This window comes from Demequina sediminicola (genome assembly GCF_000975055.1).
Taxonomy (GTDB): Bacteria; Actinomycetota; Actinomycetes; order Actinomycetales; family Demequinaceae; genus Demequina; species Demequina sediminicola.
In genome coordinates, this window is record NZ_BBRB01000001.1 from 338264 (window position 1) to 358556 (window position 20293).

Annotated in this window: 19 protein-coding genes; 3 read left to right on the forward strand and 16 right to left on the reverse strand. The window is 62.6% G+C overall.

All coding sequences use genetic code 11. The annotated features are described in order from the left end of the window. Positions 1-14: 14 nt before the first annotated feature. From AOP79_RS01555 to AOP79_RS01605, 11 genes are all read right to left on the reverse strand, one after another. A complete protein-coding gene (locus AOP79_RS01555) occupies positions 15-899 on the reverse strand; it encodes a glycosyltransferase family 2 protein (RefSeq protein WP_062069786.1) in 885 nt (294 codons plus the stop codon). Between the two features lie 45 nt (positions 900-944). Next, a complete protein-coding gene (locus AOP79_RS01560; RefSeq protein WP_062069788.1) occupies positions 945-1820 on the reverse strand; it encodes an N-acetylglucosamine-6-phosphate deacetylase in 876 nt (291 codons plus the stop codon). 10 nt (positions 1821-1830) lie between these two features. Beyond that, positions 1831-2613 carry a glucosamine-6-phosphate deaminase gene (nagB, locus tag AOP79_RS01565; RefSeq protein WP_062069790.1) on the reverse strand — a complete coding sequence of 261 codons (783 nt, stop codon included), beginning with the start codon at positions 2611-2613 and terminating at the stop codon, positions 1831-1833. Continuing rightward, positions 2606-3511 carry an ROK family protein gene (locus AOP79_RS01570; protein ID WP_062069793.1) on the reverse strand — a complete coding sequence of 302 codons (906 nt, stop codon included), beginning with the start codon at positions 3509-3511 and terminating at the stop codon, positions 2606-2608. Before AOP79_RS01570 ends, nagB begins: the two co-directional genes overlap by 8 nt. Next, the gene (locus AOP79_RS01575) at positions 3508-4890 is read right to left on the reverse strand and encodes a glycoside hydrolase family 3 protein (protein ID WP_161794208.1); all 1383 of its coding nucleotides are present in this window, start codon (positions 4888-4890) and stop codon (positions 3508-3510) included. The genes AOP79_RS01570 and AOP79_RS01575 overlap by 4 nt, the downstream gene beginning before the upstream one ends. A 53-nt stretch (positions 4891-4943) precedes the next feature. After that, positions 4944-5792, reverse strand: coding sequence for a carbohydrate ABC transporter permease (locus tag AOP79_RS01580; RefSeq protein WP_062069797.1), 849 nt, complete (start codon positions 5790-5792; stop codon positions 4944-4946). Next, positions 5792-6739, reverse strand: a complete 948-nt coding sequence (locus tag AOP79_RS01585) for a carbohydrate ABC transporter permease (protein WP_062069799.1) — start codon at positions 6737-6739, stop codon at positions 5792-5794. Before AOP79_RS01585 ends, AOP79_RS01580 begins: the two co-directional genes overlap by 1 nt. 131 nt (positions 6740-6870) lie before the next feature. Then, complete coding sequence (locus tag AOP79_RS01590) at positions 6871-8202, reverse strand: extracellular solute-binding protein (RefSeq protein ID WP_062069801.1); 1332 nt, start codon at positions 8200-8202, stop codon at positions 6871-6873. A gap of 71 nt (positions 8203-8273) precedes the next feature. Continuing rightward, the gene (locus tag AOP79_RS01595; protein ID WP_082093267.1) at positions 8274-9494 is read right to left on the reverse strand and encodes an ROK family protein; all 1221 of its coding nucleotides are present in this window, start codon (positions 9492-9494) and stop codon (positions 8274-8276) included. Positions 9495-9682: 188 nt separating this feature from the next. Further along, positions 9683-10672, reverse strand: a complete 990-nt coding sequence (locus AOP79_RS01600) for a malate dehydrogenase (RefSeq protein WP_062069803.1) — start codon at positions 10670-10672, stop codon at positions 9683-9685. A gap of 34 nt (positions 10673-10706) precedes the next feature. Continuing rightward, positions 10707-11924 (reverse strand): NADP-dependent isocitrate dehydrogenase, encoded by a 1218-nt coding sequence (locus AOP79_RS01605; protein ID WP_062069805.1) that lies wholly within the window; start codon positions 11922-11924, stop codon positions 10707-10709. A gap of 189 nt (positions 11925-12113) precedes the next feature. Between AOP79_RS01605 and AOP79_RS01610 the strand changes: the two genes are divergently transcribed. Further along, positions 12114-12977: an MIP family channel protein gene (locus AOP79_RS01610; RefSeq protein ID WP_201774425.1), complete on the forward strand. Its 864-nt coding sequence runs from the start codon at positions 12114-12116 to the stop codon at positions 12975-12977. Positions 12978-13060: 83 nt separating this feature from the next. On the opposite strand, the gene AOP79_RS01615 is transcribed toward AOP79_RS01610, so the two are convergent. Together AOP79_RS01615 and AOP79_RS01620 are read right to left on the reverse strand one after the other, a co-directional pair. Then, the gene (locus AOP79_RS01615; protein WP_062069809.1) at positions 13061-13627 is read right to left on the reverse strand and encodes a carboxymuconolactone decarboxylase family protein; all 567 of its coding nucleotides are present in this window, start codon (positions 13625-13627) and stop codon (positions 13061-13063) included. Positions 13628-13698: 71 nt separating this feature from the next. After that, a complete protein-coding gene (locus tag AOP79_RS01620; protein ID WP_062069810.1) occupies positions 13699-14499 on the reverse strand; it encodes an SDR family NAD(P)-dependent oxidoreductase in 801 nt (266 codons plus the stop codon). Between the two features lie 138 nt (positions 14500-14637). Between AOP79_RS01620 and AOP79_RS01625 the strand changes: the two genes are divergently transcribed. Together AOP79_RS01625 and AOP79_RS01630 are read left to right on the forward strand one after the other, a co-directional pair. Next, positions 14638-15243 (forward strand): TetR/AcrR family transcriptional regulator, encoded by a 606-nt coding sequence (locus tag AOP79_RS01625; protein ID WP_062069811.1) that lies wholly within the window; start codon positions 14638-14640, stop codon positions 15241-15243. A 139-nt stretch (positions 15244-15382) separates the two neighbouring features. Further along, positions 15383-17725, forward strand: coding sequence for an acyltransferase family protein (locus tag AOP79_RS01630; RefSeq protein ID WP_152647958.1), 2343 nt, complete (start codon positions 15383-15385; stop codon positions 17723-17725). A gap of 66 nt (positions 17726-17791) precedes the next feature. Here the strand turns inward: AOP79_RS01630 and AOP79_RS01635 are convergent, their stop codons facing one another. From AOP79_RS01635 to purN, 3 genes are read right to left on the reverse strand one after another with little or no spacing between them, the layout of a single operon-like run. Continuing rightward, entirely contained in the window at positions 17792-18058 is a 267-nt protein-coding gene (locus AOP79_RS01635; RefSeq protein WP_062069813.1) for a DUF3017 domain-containing protein, read from the reverse strand. Positions 18059-18062: 4 nt separating this feature from the next. Further along, entirely contained in the window at positions 18063-19619 is a 1557-nt protein-coding gene (purH, locus tag AOP79_RS01640) for a bifunctional phosphoribosylaminoimidazolecarboxamide formyltransferase/IMP cyclohydrolase (RefSeq protein WP_062069817.1), read from the reverse strand. After that, a complete protein-coding gene (gene purN / locus AOP79_RS01645) occupies positions 19616-20254 on the reverse strand; it encodes a phosphoribosylglycinamide formyltransferase (protein ID WP_062069818.1) in 639 nt (212 codons plus the stop codon). Before purN ends, purH begins: the two co-directional genes overlap by 4 nt. Positions 20255-20293 lie beyond the last annotated feature (39 nt).

Sequence of the window (20293 nt, forward strand, 5' to 3'; positions counted from 1 at the left end):
GAAGCCGCCTCACGCTAGAGGATCAGCAATCGACCGTTCTTGGCGCAGTAGCAAATCGTGTTCCACCCCATCTTGGGTTGCGATCGCGGACAATGACGCCATCCCTCGCGGAAGCCACCAAACCATGCGCTGATGGCCTCACGCTCCTTGGGTCCGCGGATCAGTTGGAGCAACGCCCACAACACGGTGTAGACCACGGCGAGCAGGCCAGGGAGGTTTCGCCGTGCAACCCACACCCGGTTTCGCGCCGAAAGGCGGTAGTAATCCTGGTGACGCGTAGGCGCCTTGACTGGGTGGTACACGTGCAGATCGGGGTCATAAATGACCTTGAGGCGTTGCTCCCACACCCGCCAGGCAAGTTCAATGCCCTCATGGGCGTAGAAGAAATCAGCTGGCCAACCGCCCGCCTCGATGAACGCCGACCGACGCACGGCGACCGCGCCTTCCCACAGCGAAAACACTGAGAGCGGCTCGTCGGGAACTCGAGAGCCGATGCGTGGCACCCAGCGCGACGGAGGAGGATTGCCCTCCCGGTCAGAGACACGGCCCTGCAGCGCGCCATACTCGGGGTTCTCCTCGAAACGCGTACGCACATCCCTCAGGAAATGATCGTCGGCAAGCTCAGCGTCATCGTCCAAAAAGAACAACAGTTCGCCAGAGACGTGCTCGACACCCGCGTTACGCCCGGCCGGAATCCCCACGTTGTAGGGCAGAGCCAAAGTCCGCACCCCAGGGAAACCGATCGCTTCCTTCGGATCCCAGCCATTTCCCACGACAAGGATGTCCATCGAGACATCCGTCTGGCGCATGACGGAACCAATCGCTTGGGCAAGCCCCTTTTTCCGCTTACCCATGGTGAGAATGATGACCCCAAAATCCGGTGCGGAGGTAGGGGACATAAACAGAGTTTACTGGCCGTGGCGCTAGGTCAGGTGCGCCAGGAACTACGCAAGGCCCAAAAGTGCGCGGGGAACGGTCGACGCGGCCGCCACGGCCTGGTCCCGCGGCACGCCTGCCTCGACACACACCTCAATCGCGCGCGTCAGCGTCAACGTTGAGCCCGCGATAGTGTCCGTCCCCTTCAGGACTGCTTTGCCGTTGCTCACGGTGACGTCAAACTTCCCGAGCCGGTACTCACCCTCAGGTGCCGCCGCAGCGGCCATGGCATCAGTGACAAGCACAACCCGCCCAGGTGCAGCGCGGAACACCGCGGCAATGAGCGCCGGGTCAACATGAATGCCGTCAGCGATGATTTCAATGTGGGCACGCTCATCGTCCATTGCAGCGCCCACAGGCCCGATTTCCCGACCAACGATGCCCTTCATCGCATTGAAACCGTGTGTGAGGAGGGTCGCACCGCGATCAAACGCCTTGCGCGTCAGTTCCGCGTCGGCCTCCGTATGTCCCACTGCGACAACGACGCCCGCGTCAACAAAACGCTCGATCGCATCGAGGGCGCAGTCCCGCGCAGGATCCATCGTGATCTGCCGGATAGCGCCACCGCCGGCGGCAAGAATTCGCTCAACGACATCAGGCGTGGGATCGATCAAGTTCTCTGGAGCGTGAGCGCCCTTACGCTCCAGGGCCAAGAACGGCCCTTCAAGGTGGATTCCCTCAATCGACGCATCCTCAGACATCGCCTCACGGACCACACCCATCGCGCGATCAGTCTCGTCCAAGGGCAACGAGACTAGCGACGCCACGACCGCTTCAGTACCGGTGGCGCGGTGCGCGGCTGCGGCGGCGAGAGTGTCCTCGACGGTGCCGCCGAAACTGTATCCGCCGCCACCGTGGTTGTGAATGTCTGTCAGGAGCGCCATCAGAATTACCTCAGATTCCTTGCCACGCCGGCTTGTTGCGCTGCGCGTGACGGTAGTAGTCAGCGAACTTGAGCTTCGAAGCCGCGGCCTCATCAATTACTACTGTCGCACGCGGGTGCAACTGAATTGCGGAACCGGGCATTGAGGCCGAGACTGCGCCTTCTACCGCACCGGCCACAGCCTCTGCCTTGCCCTCACCGAAGGCCAGCATCACCAGGTGTCCCGCGCGCAGAATGGTCCCCAGCCCCTGCGTCACACAGTGCATGGGGACATCGTCAATGGAGTCAAAGAACCGCGCGTTGTCCTCACGGGTCTGTTCCGTCAGAGTCTTCACGCGTGTCAGCGACCCGAAGCTCGAACCGGGCTCGTTGAAGGCAAGGTGGCCGTCAGTGCCAATCCCGAGGAGCTGCAAGTCGACGCCACCGTGTGCACGGAGCGCTTCTTCGTAGCGTGCACCTGCGGTCTGAACTCCCTCGGCAGAGCCGTCGGGAACATTGACACGCTTGGGGTCGAGGCCCAAGGGCTCCGTCACCTCGCGGTCAACAACAGCGCGGTAGCTCTCAGGGTGGCCTGCGGGGAGACCCACATATTCATCGAGGGCAAAGCAGGTGATCTGGGTGAAGTCCACGCCCTGCTCAGATTGAGCTGCCAGAGCGCGGTACACGGGCAGCGGGGTGGATCCCGTCGCCACACCTAGCGTGAACTCAGCGTTCGCCTTCACCTGCGATGCGATGTGCTCGGCAACCAACGCACCGGCCTCGTCTTTGTCCTTAACAATCAGTACTTCAGCCATGTTCGACTCCCAACAGAGCCGCACCAATAGCAGGCACATGCCTGTGTCCACTCAGGGTGCGCGTGCGCTCAACTAGTTTCAGTGAATTTACGAATGCAGACTGCGAGGCCCAGTCGTTGAGCACGCGTGAGGTGCCCTCCATGAGGCTATCTCCCAGTCCAGTGAGGCCACCGCCGAGGATCACTTCCTCGACGTCGTAGGCCAAGACAAGAGCGCGGATCGCCGATGCGACACCAAAGTAGAGACGTTCCTGGATCTCGACGGCGCGGGCATCACCCTGGGCCGCGAGGAGCAGGATGGATCGCGCATCAACTCCGGGCTCGGGCCACTGCGACACAATGCCCGATCCCGACGCATACGTTTCAAGGTTGCCAGGGCAGCCTTCAAAGTCCTTGGGACCCATGGGGTCCACGCTGAGGTACCCGATTTCACCGGCAGCGCCATAGGCGCCGCGCCACAGCTCACCGTTGAGAATGATGCCAGCAGCCAGGCCCGTGCCAAGGTTCAGGTAGGCGACGGAACGTGCGTCCCCACCCACAAGCTTCCAGGCACCCACAGCGGCGGCCGAGACATCGTTCTCGACGTAGACCTTGCGTCCCCAGACCTCGCGCAACGCGGAGGCGAGGTCGAGTTCGTTCAACTCCAGGTTCTGTGCGTATCGCACCACACCGTCGGTGACGGTGCCCGGAATGCCGATGCCTACCGTGACTGCGTCGGCCACCGAGATACCGGCTTCCTGCGTCAGCGTGCCGACGGCCTCGACCGCTGCGGAGACCACACCTTCCGCGCCCTTGCGTACGGGAATGCGGTGACGCCCCAAAACTTCCGCGTTCTCGTCAACTACCACTGCGTCAATTTTGGTGCCGCCAATATCGACACCAATGTGCACGCCGCTCACGCGAGCACCTCCTTAAGGGCCTCGCCTACAGCACGCGAAGCGCCGTAGGTTGCAATGTCTACATACGGCTCAGTCAGGTCTGGCCAGCCCATGTCAACAATCACCGCGCCGTGGCCACGAAGCTCATCAATCGCTTCACGTGCCCAGGGGTGACGGTGGTTGTCTTTGCCCACCACGACGACAACACAGTCGGGGTTCGGCACAAAGTTCTTCAGAGGGGTCTCGGGGGAAACGACGAGATCCGCGACGACACCGGAGGCAAAAGGACCCCAAGGACTGTCGCCGACTGCCATGTTGGCGGCAGGTTCGAGGCGCACCCACTGCACGCCCTTGACTGCGCCCCGCGCCGCGAGCCGCGTGCGTGCCGTCTCGGAGACGGAGAACGCGCTCTTCAGTTGCTCGAATCCCATGCCGGGCACTGCGCCGTGGGTGAGATCCTCGGGGATTAAGGCCTCAGCGGCGCGCTTCGCGGATGCCTTGACCATGGCGAGAATGCGCGTGTGGGCCTCGCTGACGCGGGCCTCCGTGAGCTCACCGGCCTTGATCGCATCCTCGATAGCCGTCACGATCTGCTCAATCTCTTCTTCAGTGTTGGAGTACCCCACGCAAAGAAGGTCAACGCCTGCGGCAAGTGCTTTCACCGACGCACCGGTGTAGCCACCGTAAGCCTGCGCCCCGGCCATATTGAGTGCGTCAGACACCACAACGCCAGTGAAGCCCAACTCGTCTCGCAGGAGGTCAGTCATGATCGGCTTCGAGAAGGTTCCTGCGTTCTCTGCGTCAAGTGCGGGAACATCGATGTGAGCGCTCATGAGGGAGGCGACACCCACCGCGATGTTCGCCTCGAACGGCACCAGTTCCCGGGTACGCAATTCGGGTTCTGATGCATTTACCACGGGGGCATCGTGGTGAGAGTCGAGCTCCGTGTCACCATGCCCTGGAAAGTGTTTGGCGCATGCAGCGACACCAGTCGACTGCAGTCCTTGGGTCCACGCCGCACCGTGTCGCGCGACGAGCTCGGTGTCCGCGCCAAAGGCACGGACGCCGATCACCGGGTTGAGGGGGTTGGAGTTCACGTCAACGTCAGGCGCGAGAGTGAGATTCACACCCGCCTTGCGGAGTTCCCACCCCACTTGAGCCCCTGCGGCCCGGGTGAGATCGACATCGTCCAGGATGCCCAAAATCGCGCTGCCTGGGTACGGAGACCCCTCACGCTGGTAGAGCCGCGAGACGTCTCCGCCCTCTTCGTCGATTGCAATAACTGCATCAGGGTTAGCAGCATAGATGCTGTCTGTGAGGGAACGGAGTTGCGCCGGAGATTCAACGTTGGTGCCGAAGAGGCACACACCGCCCATCCCCTGGCGCAACTTCCGCTCCACCCACCTCGGCAACTCAGGGCCGAGGAACCCCGGCATGAGTACCGAGAGGGGATTCATCCCTTAACCGCCCCGCCAACCAGACCCTGGGTCATACGGCCCTGAACGATCAGGAAGAAGATCATCACGGGGATAGCAACCAGCACCGAGCCTGCCATGACCTGTCCCCACGGGACAGGGCCAGAGAGCGAGGGTTCCGAGAAGCCAGCCAGCCAGAGCGGTAGCGTCTCAGCACTGTCCTTCTGGAGCAGCACGGAAGCCAACGCATACTCGTTCCACACCTGGATCAACGCGAAGACCGACGAGGCGACAAGGCCCGGAGCCAGCAGCGGGAAGGTCACCCGCATGAACGCGCCGAAGCGGGTGCAACCGTCAACCATGGCTGCCTCTTCGAGGTCTGCCGGGATACCGGCCACGAATCCACGGAGCATCCACGCCGTAAACGGAATCACCGTCGCAACGTAGATGATCGAGACACCAAGAACGGTGTTGAGCAGGTCCATAGCGGCGATCATCTTGTACTGAGCGATGAACATTGCTTCCGCAGGAAGCATCTGCACCAGAATGATGGCCACCACAAAGGACTTGCGTCCGCGGAACTTGAACCGCGAGATTGCCACCGCTGCGAGGAAGGCAAACACCAGGCAGACAACGATTGAGAGCGCCGTCACCATGATCGACATGCGGAACGCGCTGCCGAAACCGGTCTGCGGGTCGAGCACTGCGGTGTAGTTGTTCAGCGTTCCACCCGGGAACGGGAACCATGTCGGCGTCAGCGCGTTGATGTCTGTCGAGGACTGGAACGACGAGTTGATCATCCAGTAGACGGGGAAGACCCAGAGGGCCGCCACGAGAACGGTGAGAATATTCCTGATCGTGTGTGAAGACTTGGTCTTAGTAGCCATCAGTTGTCCTCCTTCAGGAGCTCACGTACGTAGAACCAGCTCAGTGCAACGGTGAAGAACATCACGAGCATTGCCGCTGCGGAAGCCATACCGAAGCTTCCCTGACCAACACCGAGGCTGTAGATGTACGTTCCGAGCAGGTCGTATTGGTCACCGGCGGACCCGAAGCCTTGCAGAAGGTCGATCTGCGCGTACACACGCAGGTCCCAGATCATCTGAAGCAGGATCAGGATGACGAGAATCGGGCGGATAATCGGCAACGTAATGCGCCAGAGCATCTGGAAACCGCCTGCACCGTCGAGTGCGGCGGCCTCCTTGACTTCGCCCGACACCTGCGTGAGCGCGGCGTAGACCGAAATCGCGACGAAGGGCACTGCGGCCCAGGTGATGATGACCGATGCAACGGCGAAGAACGACAGCGGCGAGACGAGCCAGTTGTGGCCGAGCATGTCAACGCCGGGGATCCAACTCAGCACATAGTTGAAGAGACCATTGCGCTGGTCGATCATCCAGTTCCACACCGTCATCTGAGCGACGATCGGCATTGCCCACGCAAGAAGCAACGCAACCTGAAGGCAAATACGCGCGAAGTTACCGACCGACTTCATCAGCAGCGCGAGGCAGACACCAAGCACCACGGTGACAGCTGCGGTGACAAACATAAAGACGACGGAACGTCCGAGGACTGCCCAGAAGTGGCTGTCCGTCAGGAGGGCCGTGTAGTTTTCCAGGCCAATCCAGGCCGGCGGTGCGCCGAACTGTTGCTGGAGTCCGTATTCACGGAAAGAGTTAACGACCTGCCAGAGAAGGGGGTAGCCCATTCCCACCACCAGCGCAACAACTGCGGGGGCGAGGAGGATGTATGGCAGGAGCCGCTTGCCACGGGGTTTCTTTGGCGAGACCGGCGAGTCGTCGAGCCGACTGGGCGCGACCGCGGGGGTAGTCATGGTGTGCCTCTCAATGGTGCTGAGAATATTTGAGGAGGGGCGGGGAAACCCCCGAAACGTGGGGCCCAGTCCAGTGCGGACGGACCGGGCCCCACGCGGGGTGACGACGCTAGGTCGCCACGGGGAGTGCTTTAGCCGTTGATCAGAGCGTTGATCTTGTCGTCGTACTCAACTGCGAGCGACGCAACATCTCCACCCTCAGCAACTGCGGTGAAGTACTGCTCCAGGATCTGCTGCTCTTCGATTGCTGCCCAGCCCGGTGCGGCAGGGGTCAGCTTGGCTGCTTCTGCAGTCTCGAGTGCAACTTCGTTCTGCGGAGCAAGGCCCGCGTAGATCTCACCGAACTCAGAGTTGGCAGGACCCCAGCCGGACTCGGCAAGAAGGGTCTGGTACTCGTCGGAGAAGATGATCTCGAGGAGCTGCTTAGCACCCTCGATGTTCTGCGAAGCTGCCGAGATGGCGATGTTCGAACCACCAGCGAACACGGGGGCGATGCCACCGTCGACGCCAGGCAGTGCGTAGAAGCCGTTGACGGCGTCATCCCACACGGGTGCAGGGTTGCCCTCGTCGTCTTCACCGGTCAGCGGGCCAATGCAGCATGCTGCCCAGTTCGGTGCCATCTGAGCTGCGGCAGGGGTGCCCTGCAGCGAGCCGTCGTTGATTGCGTTGAACAGTTCGTCAGTGTCCGTGACCTGAGCAACGCTCGCGGTCGTGAACAGTTCCTGCCACTGCTCCATACCGGCAACCGACGCGTCGGAGGACAGTGCGGAGGTCCAGGTGTCACCCTCGAACGTAGCGATGTCACCACCGTTAGCGAAGATCCAGGAGATACCGTTACGCCAGTCCTGGCCACCCATGTAGAAACCAGCAATGTCCTGGTCCTTCAGCGAAGCGTGCACCGTGGTGACCTCTTCGAGGGTGGTGGGAACCTCAACGCCGCCCTGTTCGTACAGGTCCTTGCGGTACCAGGCGAAGCGCGAACCGAAGTAGTAAGGCAGTGCGTAGATGGTGTCACCCACGGAACCGGCCTCAACGAATCCCTGCAGCAGGTTGTCGCCGCCGAGGTCTTCGTACATGTCGGTGACGTCCAGGAACGCGCCCACCGTGGTGAACGTAGCAGCCTGGGTGTTACCGACCTCAGTCACGTCAGGAGTGTTGGACGAGTCCGGGAGAGCGGTGGTCAGAGCCGAGATAGCGTCGCCCCAGCCCACGTACTCAACGGTGAGCTCGCCACCGTTTTCAGCAGCATAGGTCTCCTGCAGGTACTCACGGTATGCGGCGGTGGTGTCGTCTTCCTGACCCATCCACCACATGGTGAGGTCCTGAGCAACAACTTCAGTCTCTTCGCCGGATCCGGCGGTGTTGCTCTCTTCTGCGTCGGAGTCGTCGGACGAGGAGCATCCGGCGAGGACGACGGCTGAGGCTGCAGCGAATGCTGCGATGCCACGAGTCATCTTCTTCATTGTGCTATTCCTTCTTTGTTGTGTGTGCCGTCCGTGACTAATTCGGGCCACGACGTTGTGGGTTGCGGGAGTTAAGAAACCCCCAGTTGTCCGGTAAGGACCATGACCACGGCTCCCAGCACGACAATGTCGCGCCCAAGTGTGGTCATCCGCAGTGTGAGATTGCCGTGGAGTTCGGCCATCGTCCTACTGCGGAGCGTCTCGGCAGTTCCCTCCAAGAGGGGTCCAGCGAGAAGATTGTGAGGCCCGGCGAGAACGACCTCGCCGAGGTTGAGGGCTGCAACGATGGGTGCCAGCGAGATGCCGAGGCGTTCGCCGGCCTCGCGCAGCGCCGCTTCGCGCGCTTCGTCACCGTGCTCTGCCACGACCTGTTCGAGTCGCGGCGACGAAAGCCACACTTCGAGGCAGCCGGACTTGCCGCAGGCGCACTTTTCGCCACCGTCGGTTCCTACGACGACGTGGCCGATTTCCCCTGCCGCGAAGCCTGAGCCGTACACCAGGTTGCCGCCGACAACGACGCCCGAACCGACACCTCGGCCGACGCGGATGAGCATCATGTCGGTGCTCGCGCCGCCAAAGCTGCGCTCGCCTTGTGCGGCCATGTTGGCGTCGTTCGCGACCTGGGTGGGAAGCTTGAAGCGTTCTGCAACGAGGTGCTGAAGCGGCACTTCGGTCCACCCAAGGTTGGGGGCGGAGACCACGGTGCCGTCAAGGTCGACGATGCCGGGGCTTCCGATGCCCACGCCGATGATGGGGGCCGTGGCCCGTCCGATGAGGTCCTCGAGAAGGGCGAAGACAGCGTCGACAGCCTCTTGGCCTCGTGTCCCACCGACGGAAACTTCGGCCCGCTCGACCACGACTCCGTCGAGGTCGGTGACCACACCGCGGAATACGGCGCTGTTGGACAGGTCGAGGCCGACGATGGAAAAACCAGTGCGGTTGATGTCCAAGAGCGTGGCGGGCTTGCCCGGGCGTGCGTCGGGGCGGATGCCGAGGTCGATGACCAAGCCCTCATCGAGGAAATCGGAGACCAAGTCAGAAATCGTGACGCGAGTGAGTCCGACTTCGCGCGCCAGATCCGCACGAGAAAGTCCGTTTGCGCGATACAGGGTCTGAAGGACGAGTGCGCGATTGTGGCGGCGAGCATGCTCGGGACGGACGCGCGCGCCAGCAGGCACAGCACCAGCAAGCGCTGTGTTGCGCTGCTGTGCAACGGTGCTGTCCACTCCGGTTTCAGCGACTGTGTCAACTGTGGCACCGGAGGAACGCCGTTGAGCGTCCTCGATCGTCATAGTTAGTTAGTAAAGGTTACTAACGAACTAATTGCAAGCCCGTCGAATCGATTTGATGAGAACTGTTACGTTCTCGTGACCGAGCATCGTGGTGTCCAGTACGGTTGCCCCCTCTCAAGCCCAATGCACAAGCAAAAGGAGGGTGCAACCGTCGCCGGTTGCACCCTCCTTCAGAGAAATCAGTCGGACTAGATCAGTCCAAGTTCCTTCACTGCATCGCGCTCTTCAACCAACTCAGCGACCGAAGCATCGATCTTTGTGCGTGCATCATCTGCAACCGAGAGGCCCTGAACAATCTCCCACGCGCCTCCACGAGACACGGCCGGGAACGAGGACACGAGTCCCTCTGGCACCCCGTAGGAGCCATCGGACGGCATTGCGACCGACGTCCAGTCGCCCTCCGGCGTTCCTGCAACCCAGTCGCGCACGTGGTCGATCGCAGCGTTGGCGGCCGAAGCCGCCGACGATGCACCACGTGCCTCGATGATCGCGGCACCACGCTTCGCGACCGTAGGCACAAAGGTGTCCGCAACCCAGGCATCGTCCCCGATCACCTCGGGAGCAGGGCGGCCAGAGATTTCGGCGTGGGCCACATCCGGGTACTGCTTCGCGGAGTGGTTTCCCCAGATCGAGACCTTCTTGACGTCGGCCACGGTAGTACCGGTCTTGGCTGCCAACTGCGCGAGCGCACGGTTGTGGTCGAGTCGCATCATGGCGTTGAAGCGATCCGCCGGGACATCAGGAGCGTGAGCAGACGCGATCAGTGCGTTGGTGTTGGCAGGGTTGCCCACCACCAGCACACGCACATCATCGGCGGCTCCTGCATTGATCGCTTCACCCTGCGGAGCGAAGATACCGCCGTTCGCAGCAAGCAGGTCACCACGTTCCATGCCCGGGCCGCGAGGGCGTGCACCCACGAGCAAACCGACGTTGACGCCATCGAAAGCCTTCTTGGCGTCGTCGAAGATGTCCACGCCAGCCAACAGCGGGAATGCGCAGTCGTCGAGCTCCATTGCGGTGCCCTCCGCCGCCTTGAGCCCTTGAGGGATTTCAAGCAGGTTCAGCTTGACGGGCACATCAGCGCCCAACATCTGACCGGACGCGATGCGGAACAGCAGCGCGTAGCCAATCTGGCCGGCGCCGCCGGTGACGGTAACGGTGACAGGTGCGGTACTCACAGCAGTGTGACTCCTTGTGTTCTAGACCCGGGCGTTACGCCAGGCGAGCGGAAAGGTTCGCGTCGAGCGCGGCGAGGAAGTCCTCGGTGGTCAGCCATTCCTGCTCAGGGCCAACCAGCAGTGCGAGATCCTTGGTCATCTTGCCGCTCTCAACGGTCTTGATGACAACATCCTCAAGGGTCTCCGCGAACTCGGTGACAGCAGGAGTGCCGTCGAGCTTTCCGCGGTGCTTCAGGCCACCGGTCCACGCAAAGATCGACGCGATCGGGTTGGTCGAGGTGGGCTTGCCCTCCTGGTGCTGGCGGTAGTGCCGCGTCACCGTGCCGTGCGCAGCTTCTGCCTCGACGGTCTGGCCGTCCGGCGTCATCAGCACGGAGGTCATCAGACCAAGCGAACCGAAGCCCTGAGCCACGGTGTCTGACTGCACGTCGCCGTCGTAGTTCTTGCAGGCCCAGACGTAGCCGCCTTCCCACTTCATCGCTGCGGCGACCATGTCGTCGATCAGGCGGTGCTCGTAGGTGAGACCGGCCTCAGCGAAAGCCTCGGCATACTCGTTGTCGAAGACCTCCTGGAACAGGTCCTTGAACTGGCCGTCGTAGGCCTTGAGGATCGTGTTCTTGGTCGACAGGTACACGGGATAGTTGCGCTTCAGACCGTAGGCGAAGGATGCGCGGGCGAAGTCCTTGATGGACTCGTTGAAGTTGTACATACCCATCGCGACACCGCCGCCCTCGGGATATGCCACGACCTGCTGGTGGATGGGCTCGGAACCGTCATCCGGGGTGTACGTCATGGTCAGCGTGCCAGCGCCGGGCACCTTGAAGTTGGTGGCCTTGTACTGGTCACCGTGTGCGTGGCGCCCGATGATGATGGGCTTGTTCCAGCCCGGCACCAGACGCGGAATGTTGGAAATGATGATGGGCTCACGGAAGACCACGCCACCGAGGATGTTGCGGATGGTGCCGTTAGGGCTCACCCACATCTTCTTCAGGCCGAACTCCTCGACGCGCGCCTCGTCGGGCGTGATGGTCGCGCACTTGACACCAACACCGTGCTTCTTGATGGCGTGTGCAGCGTCGATGGTGATCTGGTCGTCAGTCGCGTCGCGGGACTCGATCCCCAAGTCGTAGTACTCGAGATCGATGTCCAGGTAGGGGTGAATCAGGCGGTCCTTAATGAACTGCCAGATGATTCGCGTCATCTCGTCGCCGTCGAGTTCGACGACCGTGCCTTCGACCTTGATCTTCGCCATTGAGTGTGCCTCGTTACGTCTATTTGGGGGCTAATACAACGCACTTAGGCTAGTCCACATTGGGCCTGAGGAGAACTCAGCAAATACGACTGTGTGCGTCGCGTCACCCGGCACGCGACGGCAAGACGTGCCACGATGCCTACGGGACGCCGGGGAGCGTCCCCAGAATCAGTGAAAGGCACAGTCACTATGACCACTCAAGATGCACCCGTCGAGGACACCCCTGACCCCGACCTCCACGGAATCCTCGCTGAGGATCAAGCTGAGGTCGACGAATGGGTGGAGGACACCTCTGGCCCAGGGCTCTTGCCTCGCATGGCCGCCGAGTTGGTAGGAACCTTCATCCTGGTATTCATGGGCGTTGGAACCGCTCTCTACTTCTCCACCGGTGACAACGGCACGCTCGCCGTGGCATTCGGGTTCGCCCTAGGTGTGCTGATTGCAGCGCTCATCTTCGGGGGCGTCTCCGGGGCTCACCTCAACCCGGCCGTCACATTCGGTCTCTGGGTAGCCGGCCGATTCCCTGGCCGCGACGTGGCTTCATATTGGCTTGCCCAGGTCGTCGGAGCGGCATGTGCCGCTGGCATTCTCTTCTTGACCGCATCGATGCACCCCGAGTCCGGCGACGCAGCACGCGCCTTGATCTCTACGGCGTCCAACGGCTACGGCGATCACTCACCTACCGGGTTTGGCTGGGGTGCGGGCATGATCATCGAGATCATCATCGCTACCCTGTTGGTCGGTGTGGTCCTTGCGGTCACATCGGTCTTCGCCAAGGACGGCGCGGCCGCCGCACCGTTCGCGATCGGCCTGACGGTGGGCTTCCTTGTCCTCATCGCCATTCCCTTCACGAACGGCGCACTCAACCCGGCTCGTGCCCTGGGAACAGCGCTCTGGTCTGACACCTGGGCGCTGCAGCAGGTGTGGTTGTTCTGGATTGCTCCGCTGATCGGTGCGGCCATTGCTGGCCTGCTTTATCGTGCGTTGGGCCCGACCGAGGATCTCATCGCGGTTGAACGTATCGAAGAGACGGTTGTCGTCGTCGAGAACTAAGTCCCCAGCCTCACGCTAGAAGGGCCCTGGCAACGCGAAAGTTGCCAGGGCCCTTCTAGCGTCTTAAAGCGTCTGCGAGTCCATCACACGGGCGAGACGATTGTGCCCTCCCAGGCATACTTCTGGTTGGCCTCGTCGATCGGGGTCTGCGCGAGGTGGTTGGTGTAGTTGGACATCACCTTCTGTGCGATGGCAAGGACCACCTCGAGCACCTGCTGCTTCGTATAGCCGGCGTCGAGGAATGCCTGAACGGTGGTGTCCGAGACTTCTCCGCGCTCACGCACCATCTCAAGCGTGAAGGTCCGCAACGCTTCCAGGTGCTCCGTAGGCAACAGGGTGCCGTCGCGCAACGCATCGATGATCGCGTCATCCACCTTCATCTTCTTTGCGATGCCCGTGTGCGCGGGCACGCAGTAATGGCACTTGTGCTCGACATTGATCGTCTGCCACACGACTGTGAGCTCGTCCTTGTCGAAGCTGGAGTTGAGGAGGAGCTCATGGAGCTTCTTGTAGCCCTCGAGTAGTCCCGGCGCTTCGGCCATCGTCGCGTGGAGTCCGGGAATGCGGCCAAAACTCTTCTTGGAGTCCGCCAGGAACGGCACGCTCTGCTCCGGCGCAGTGGTCTCGTCGTGCAATGTGAAATCAGTCATGAGGTGTCCTCTCTGTGTGCGGTTGGTGGGGCCTTAGGCGCAAACGCGTCGCGCGGGCCGGATCTTCCGACTCAGATGCTGCGGTGGTCCTTCACGGCGGCTTCGAGGTCGTCCAGACCCGGAACGATGGCCGCATCAACCTTGAGCGGGTCGGTGGCATTCAGCCGATGCGTGTCGTGGGCCTCGGGCGCGGTGGCCGTGATCTCGTGTTCGTCTGCGGCCAGGCCTGCGAGCACATCGGCCACGACTGCCGAGACTGGCCGGCGCTCCCAGTCCGCGTTCTGGCTGGCCATCATGTCCGTGTCAGTTGCGCCGGGATAAACGGTCGCGACGTGGACACCGGTGCCCGACAGTTCTCGACGCATCGCCTCACCGAAGGCCGCGACTCCGGACTTCGTCGCCGCGTAGACGGCGTAGAACGGCATGGCGACCAGCGCGATCTCGCTGGAAATGTTGAGGATCAGGCTGCCGGACTCGCCGGTGGAGGCACGAAGCTTTGGCAACAGCGCACGCGTCAACTGCAGTGGTGCCACCAGGTTGAGGTCAATCATGGACTGGACGTCTGCGGCCGTGGTCTCTTCCAAGCGGCCTGCGCGCACGTTGCCCGCATTGTTGACGAGGGTGTCCACGGTGTCCCAGGGCTCGACTGCGGCAAGTACGGCGTCGATGGCCTCGGGACGGCCGAGGTCCTGAACCAAGATTTCGGCGGTGCCGCCTGCGGCCTCCACTCGCTTGGCCGTCTCCGTCAGAGTCTCCTCGGTACGGCCCACCAGAAGCAGGTGACCACCCTGGCCCGCCAGTTCCACGGCGAGCGCTCGTCCAATGCCCTGCCCGGCTCCGGTCACGATGCCGTGTCGATTGTTGAGATCCATAGGGAATGCTCTCCTTTCGTGGGGCCCCGGGGTTCCCGGGACGAACTCAGACAAGTTCTGTACCAAACGGTAACATAGTGGCTTTCCGTTTGCTAACGGTCAGTACCAAAGCCTCCGATTGCGCGATATCGTGGTCGCATGACCACACGCGAGAAGGCGGCAACTGGCCGCCCCCGACTCTTCGACGAGGAGGCCGTACTCGCCACGCTCACCGCCCTGTTCTGGAAACAGGGCTACGGCCAGACGTCCATGTCAGACATCGTGGAGAGCAGCGGCGTGCACAAGCCGAGCCTCTACCGCACCTTCGGCAGCAAGGAACAGCTCTTTGCCCTAGTACTGCGGCGCTATCTGACCGAACGCATGGCGATGTTCGACGCACTGATCGACCGGGCCGGGCCTGGCGTCGAAGGCGTCCACACCTTCCTGGAGCTTTTTGAGCGCGACGCGCTGTCCGCGCGTGGCCGCGACGGCTGCCTCATGGTGATGGCCTCCAACGAACTGAGGGGCTCGATCGCTGACTTCGACTTTGCGAAGGCGTACCGCACCGAGATGCGCGCTCGCATCAGCCGGCTGATCGCTCGGACTGTTCCGGCAGGCGGCGAGAACGCGGAGTTAGCCGATGCGCGGACAGACCTGTTCACGACGTACCTGTTGGGGCTGCATGTGATCATGCGGTCGGACGCGGACGCCGACGAGATCCACCGCTACCTGAACGCGATGCACGCCACCGCCGAGCAGTGGTGACGAACCGCTACCCGGCGACCGGGGCGAGCGACGCCCAGTGTGGCATCGCCGTCACCTAGCCACCAGCCGCGATCACTCAAATCCCTGGTATCGCAGCAATGCCGCGCCCTCACCATTGTTCGCTTCCGGTAACATCCGGATGTTCCGTGATTCACGTGCCGCAAGGGAGTGTGCCGCCATCGCCACCGCCGCCGCTGGACCCCACAAGCCCGACTCTGACGAGGCCGGCCACGAATCAAGGAGCGGCACCCCCGAGACCTGGCTCTCCCCAGGGTCGCGCGCCTACTTGCCAGCGATCCACGGAGTTCGCGGGCTCGCCCTCGCGCTCGTGGTGGCCTTCCACCTCTTTGGCCAAGGCCGCGTCTCCGGCGGAGTCGATGTCTTCCTCGTCATCTCCGCGTTCCTGATCACCCGGTCACTGAGACACACGCGAACAGGACGGCCGATGCATCGGCTTGGCCAACGCCTCGCACGCACCTTCAGTCGGCTCACCCCGGCCGCGCTCCTGACGCTCATCGTGGTCGGAGTCAGCGCCCCCTTCATCTTCGTTGACACCACTCTCGAGGCCGTGTACCGCCAGGTCACCGCATCAGCGCTGTACGTCGAGAACGTCGAGCTCGCGCACAGCCAATCGGCATACGATGCCGCCAGCATCACCACTAGCCCGCTCCAACACTTCTGGTCCCTCTCAATGCAAGGCCAGTTCTTCCTCCTGTGGCCGCTCGCGCTGGCCTTGTTCGTCGTAGTTGCCCGCGCCCTCACCCTGCGGCAGCGCCACAGCATCGTGGTGGGCGTCGTTGCCCTCGCGACTGTGGCATCGTTCCTCTACGCCCTCAAGGCTGTCTCCGTCGACCAACCGAGCGCCTACTTCTCCCTCGCCGCACGCGGCTGGGAATTTGGCCTCGGAGCACTCGCCGCGCTGGTCCCCAGCCGCTGGACCGTGCGCGGCCGCGGAGCGAACGTCACCGCATGGGCCGGCACCGTCATCATCATCAGTTCCGGGTTCCTCATCGACGGCGCAACCGCGTACCCCGGCGCCGCAACCCTGGTTCCCGTTGCGGGCGCTATCGCCATCCTGATGAGCATCGACACTGGAGCTCGCGGCACCCTTTCCCGAGTGTTGTCCGCACGCCCCATCACGCACATCGCAGACATCTCCTACGGCCTCTACCTCTGGCACTGGCCCGTGCTGATCGCATTCCTAACACTCTCCGGAAACGCCACCATCGGCGCGACAGCGGCCATCGCCGTCCTCGCAATCTCCTATCCGCTGGCGCTCCTCACACGCACGTTCTCCACCACAGCTAGCGCATGGCTACTCGCCGTCCGTCGACCGCCGCGAGTCACCATCGCAATGATCGTTGGCGGGATTCTCGTGGTTGCCGCCCCCAGCGCGGCGTACGCGCAACACCTGTCCACCGCGTCAGAGCGCGAACTCAACCAAAGCCAACAACCCACCGGCACAGCCACCAGCACCCCATCGCCCGACGGCTCAGCAGCACCAGGCACAGGCATCGAGGTGTCCGGCAACCCTGGCGCTAGCGCATGGGAAGCGCACCAACCGCCCCAGGCAGACATCACCTACGCCGACCCCACGCTCCCCTCGGCACGAGCCGCCATCGACGACCTACCGCCGGATCTCTACTTCCGCGGCTGCGTTCAAAACTGGCAAGACCAACCAAGCTTCACCGACGTCCTCGTCTGCGACGACCCCATCGCGCCAACAGAACCCACCCGCACCATCGTCATGTCTGGCGGCTCCCACACGCTGCAGTGGTACACGGCGCTGCAGGTCGTGGCAGAGCAACAGCAGTGGGAACTCATCGTCATCGACAAGGACGGTTGCCGCCTGCAAGACCCCGGCGCCACGTTCTACGGCAGCGACTCATGCCGCACCTGGAACGACAACGCCGAAGACGTCATCACTTCATACAGCCCCGATGCCGTGGTCACAGTGGGAACACTCACGCCACCGGAACTGTCGTCCGAAGCCGTCCTCGCATCACAGGCCGAACTCTGGCAACGCTTCATCGACGAGGGCATCGACGTCATCACCATTCGCGACACCCCGCGCTTCGGGTTCGACGTGCCGACATGCGTCAGCCAAACCTCCGCCACCGAAGCGGAACAGGCCGACTGCACTCAGCACCGCTCCACGGCACTCGCAGACACCAGTCCCCTCTCCCCCGGCGCAGGCACCACCAACGGCGCCGACGTGCCTGGCGGCGGGTCAAATCCCGATGCGACCGACCCAGACGCCGCCCAGACCGAAATAGCGGTCACCGACGACGTCATCATTCCCCACGACATCACCGCAATCGATCTCTCACCCTGGATCTGCAGCGACACCACGTGCCCAGTGATCTCCGGAAACGTCCTGATGTACAGGGACGATGACCACCTCACCGCCACCTATGTCCGCACCTTGGTGCCGTGGTTCGAGCAGGAACTCCGCGCGGAGGCACCCGCCCTGTTCGACTAGTGCCCCGTAGCGCCGATGCTCGGCCCTGTGCACCTCAACCAATGCGCACCTCAACCAGTGTGCGCCTCAACCGAGCGGCGTCGTCAGCCCCAAGAACGCCAACGCCACCCCAAAAGTCACCATGATGGTCACATCAACGGCCCGCCGGCGCACCGTGAACGCCACTCCAGCAGGCAGCACCAGCCGGAGAGCCGCACCGCAGAAGGCCACCGCCGCCAACAGCAGCGTGGCGACCTGAGCACTGGCCAACACCCCTACCGCGACACACACAGACACAGCAAGAAGAGCACTCACCGCAGCGAGCAACTTGGTCTGAGGGGTATTGGATTCCATGGGCCTAGTGGAAGAAGTGCCTGGTGCCCGTGTGATAGAGCGTGATACCGGCAGAGTTCGCAGCCTCGATCACCTCTGCATCGCGGACCGAACCACCAGGGGAAACGACCGCGGTCACACCGGCATCGATCAGAGTCTGCAAGCCATCCGCGAACGGGAAGAACGCATCCGAAGCCGCGACTGCACCAGCCGCACGCTCCTCACCAGCGCGGGAGACTGCGAGCCCGCACGAGTCCACACGATTGACCTGGCCCATGCCGATGCCAACCGCCGCGCCATCCTTGGCTAGCAAGATCGCGTTGGACTTCACCGCACGGCAAGCGCGCCAAGCAAAGTCGAGGTCAGCCAGCGTCGCGTCGTCGGCCGCAGTACCCGCGACCAACTCCCAGGTGTCCACGGGGTCTCCCGGGGCGTCGATGGCATCGGCCTGCTGAACAAGCAAGCCACCCGTGATGCGGCGCCACTCCTCCGTGATCGGTGCGGGGTCAACCACAAGAAGGCGGATGTTCTTCTTAGCCTGGAGAACCTCAGCCGCGCCGTCTTCGAATGCAGGAGCCACCACCACTTCGGTGAAGATCTCCTTGATCTGCTCAGCAGCCTCCACCGTGATGGGGCGGTTCGCAGCAATCACGCCACCGAAAGCCGAGACCGGGTCGGTCGCGTGAGCCTTTGCATGCGCCTCAGCAATGGTCCCCGCAGTCGCAATCCCACAAGGATTCGCGTGCTTAATGATGGCAACGGCAGGACCCTCAAAGTCATACGCGGCACGCAAAGCGGCATCAGCGTCCACGTAGTTGTTGAAGCTCATCTCCTTGCCGTGCAACTGGTGAGCCTGAGCGAGGCCGCCACGAGCAGAAGGGTCCACGTACACCGCAGCCGACTGGTGCGGGTTCTCGCCATAACGGAGCGACTGAGTGCGGTCGAAGGACGATGCAACCCAGCCAGGAAGGTCCGCAAACGGGTCAGGAGCGACCTCGGAACTCATCCACGACGCCACCGCGATGTCATAGTCGGCAGTGTGGCGGAACGCCTCCGCAGCCAACTCACGACGCTCGTCAAGCGTGAAGCCACCCTCAGCCAACGCATCGGTGACATCCGCGTAATAGGCAGGATCCACGACCACGGCCACTGACGGGTGGTTCTTGGCAGCAGCACGCACCATCGACGGACCACCAATGTCGATCTGCTCAATGATCTCGTCCTGCGCGGCGCCCGAGGCAACCGTCTCAACGAACGGATACAAGTTCACCACCACGAGATCAAACGGCGCGATCTCAAGCTCGTCCAACTGCGAACGGTGCGACTCGAGGCGACGGTCAGCCAAAATTCCGGCATGCACCCGCGGATGCAACGTCTTCACACGGCCATCGAGGCACTCTGGGAAACCCGTGATCTCCTCCACCGGCGTCACCGGTACGCCTGCGGCAGCAATGCGCGTCGCCGTCGACCCCGTTGAGACAATCTCAACCCCAGCATCGGCTAGGCCCCGAGCCAGATCCTCGATGCCAGTCTTGTCATACACCGAGATCAATGCCCTGCGCAGTGGCAGCCGTTCCGTCATGCTGTGCCTTCCGTTGAGCCGATGGTCACTCGGCGTCCGACAATCGTCCATCCTTCGCGCGCCATACGACCCACCGTCTGGGCCACCAACGCGCGCTCCACGACCTTGATGCGTTCGTGGAGGGAATCTTCCGTGTCATTGTCCCAGACCTCAACCGCGCTCTGAGAAAGAATCGGCCCGGTGTCGACGCCCTTGTCGACCAACATGACCGTGCACCCCGTGATCTTGGCGCCATTGGCAAGCGCATCACGCACTCCATGCGCACCCGGATACGAAGGCAAGAGCGCAGGGTGCGTGTTCACAATGCGACCGCCATACGCACTCAACGTGGGCTCGCCCAGGAGCTTCATGAACCCCGCGCACAACACCAGATCCGGCTCAAAAACCTCAATCGCCCTGACCAATGCCTCATCCCAAGCAACGCGGTCCGGGAAGTCACTCAGATCCACCACCGCCGTGGGAATCGAGGCCTCACGCGCAATGTCCAGACCAGCAGCATCGGCCCGATCCGAGACAACGCCAACGACACGCGCACCGTAACCCTCGGCTACGCTCGCCTCAAGCACCGCCCGCATTGTGGATCCGGCGCCAGAAATGAGCACCACGAGTCGCTGAGTATCACTCCGGTTTGTCACGAGGGCGAGCCTATCGGCATGCTGGTGTCACCACCTACC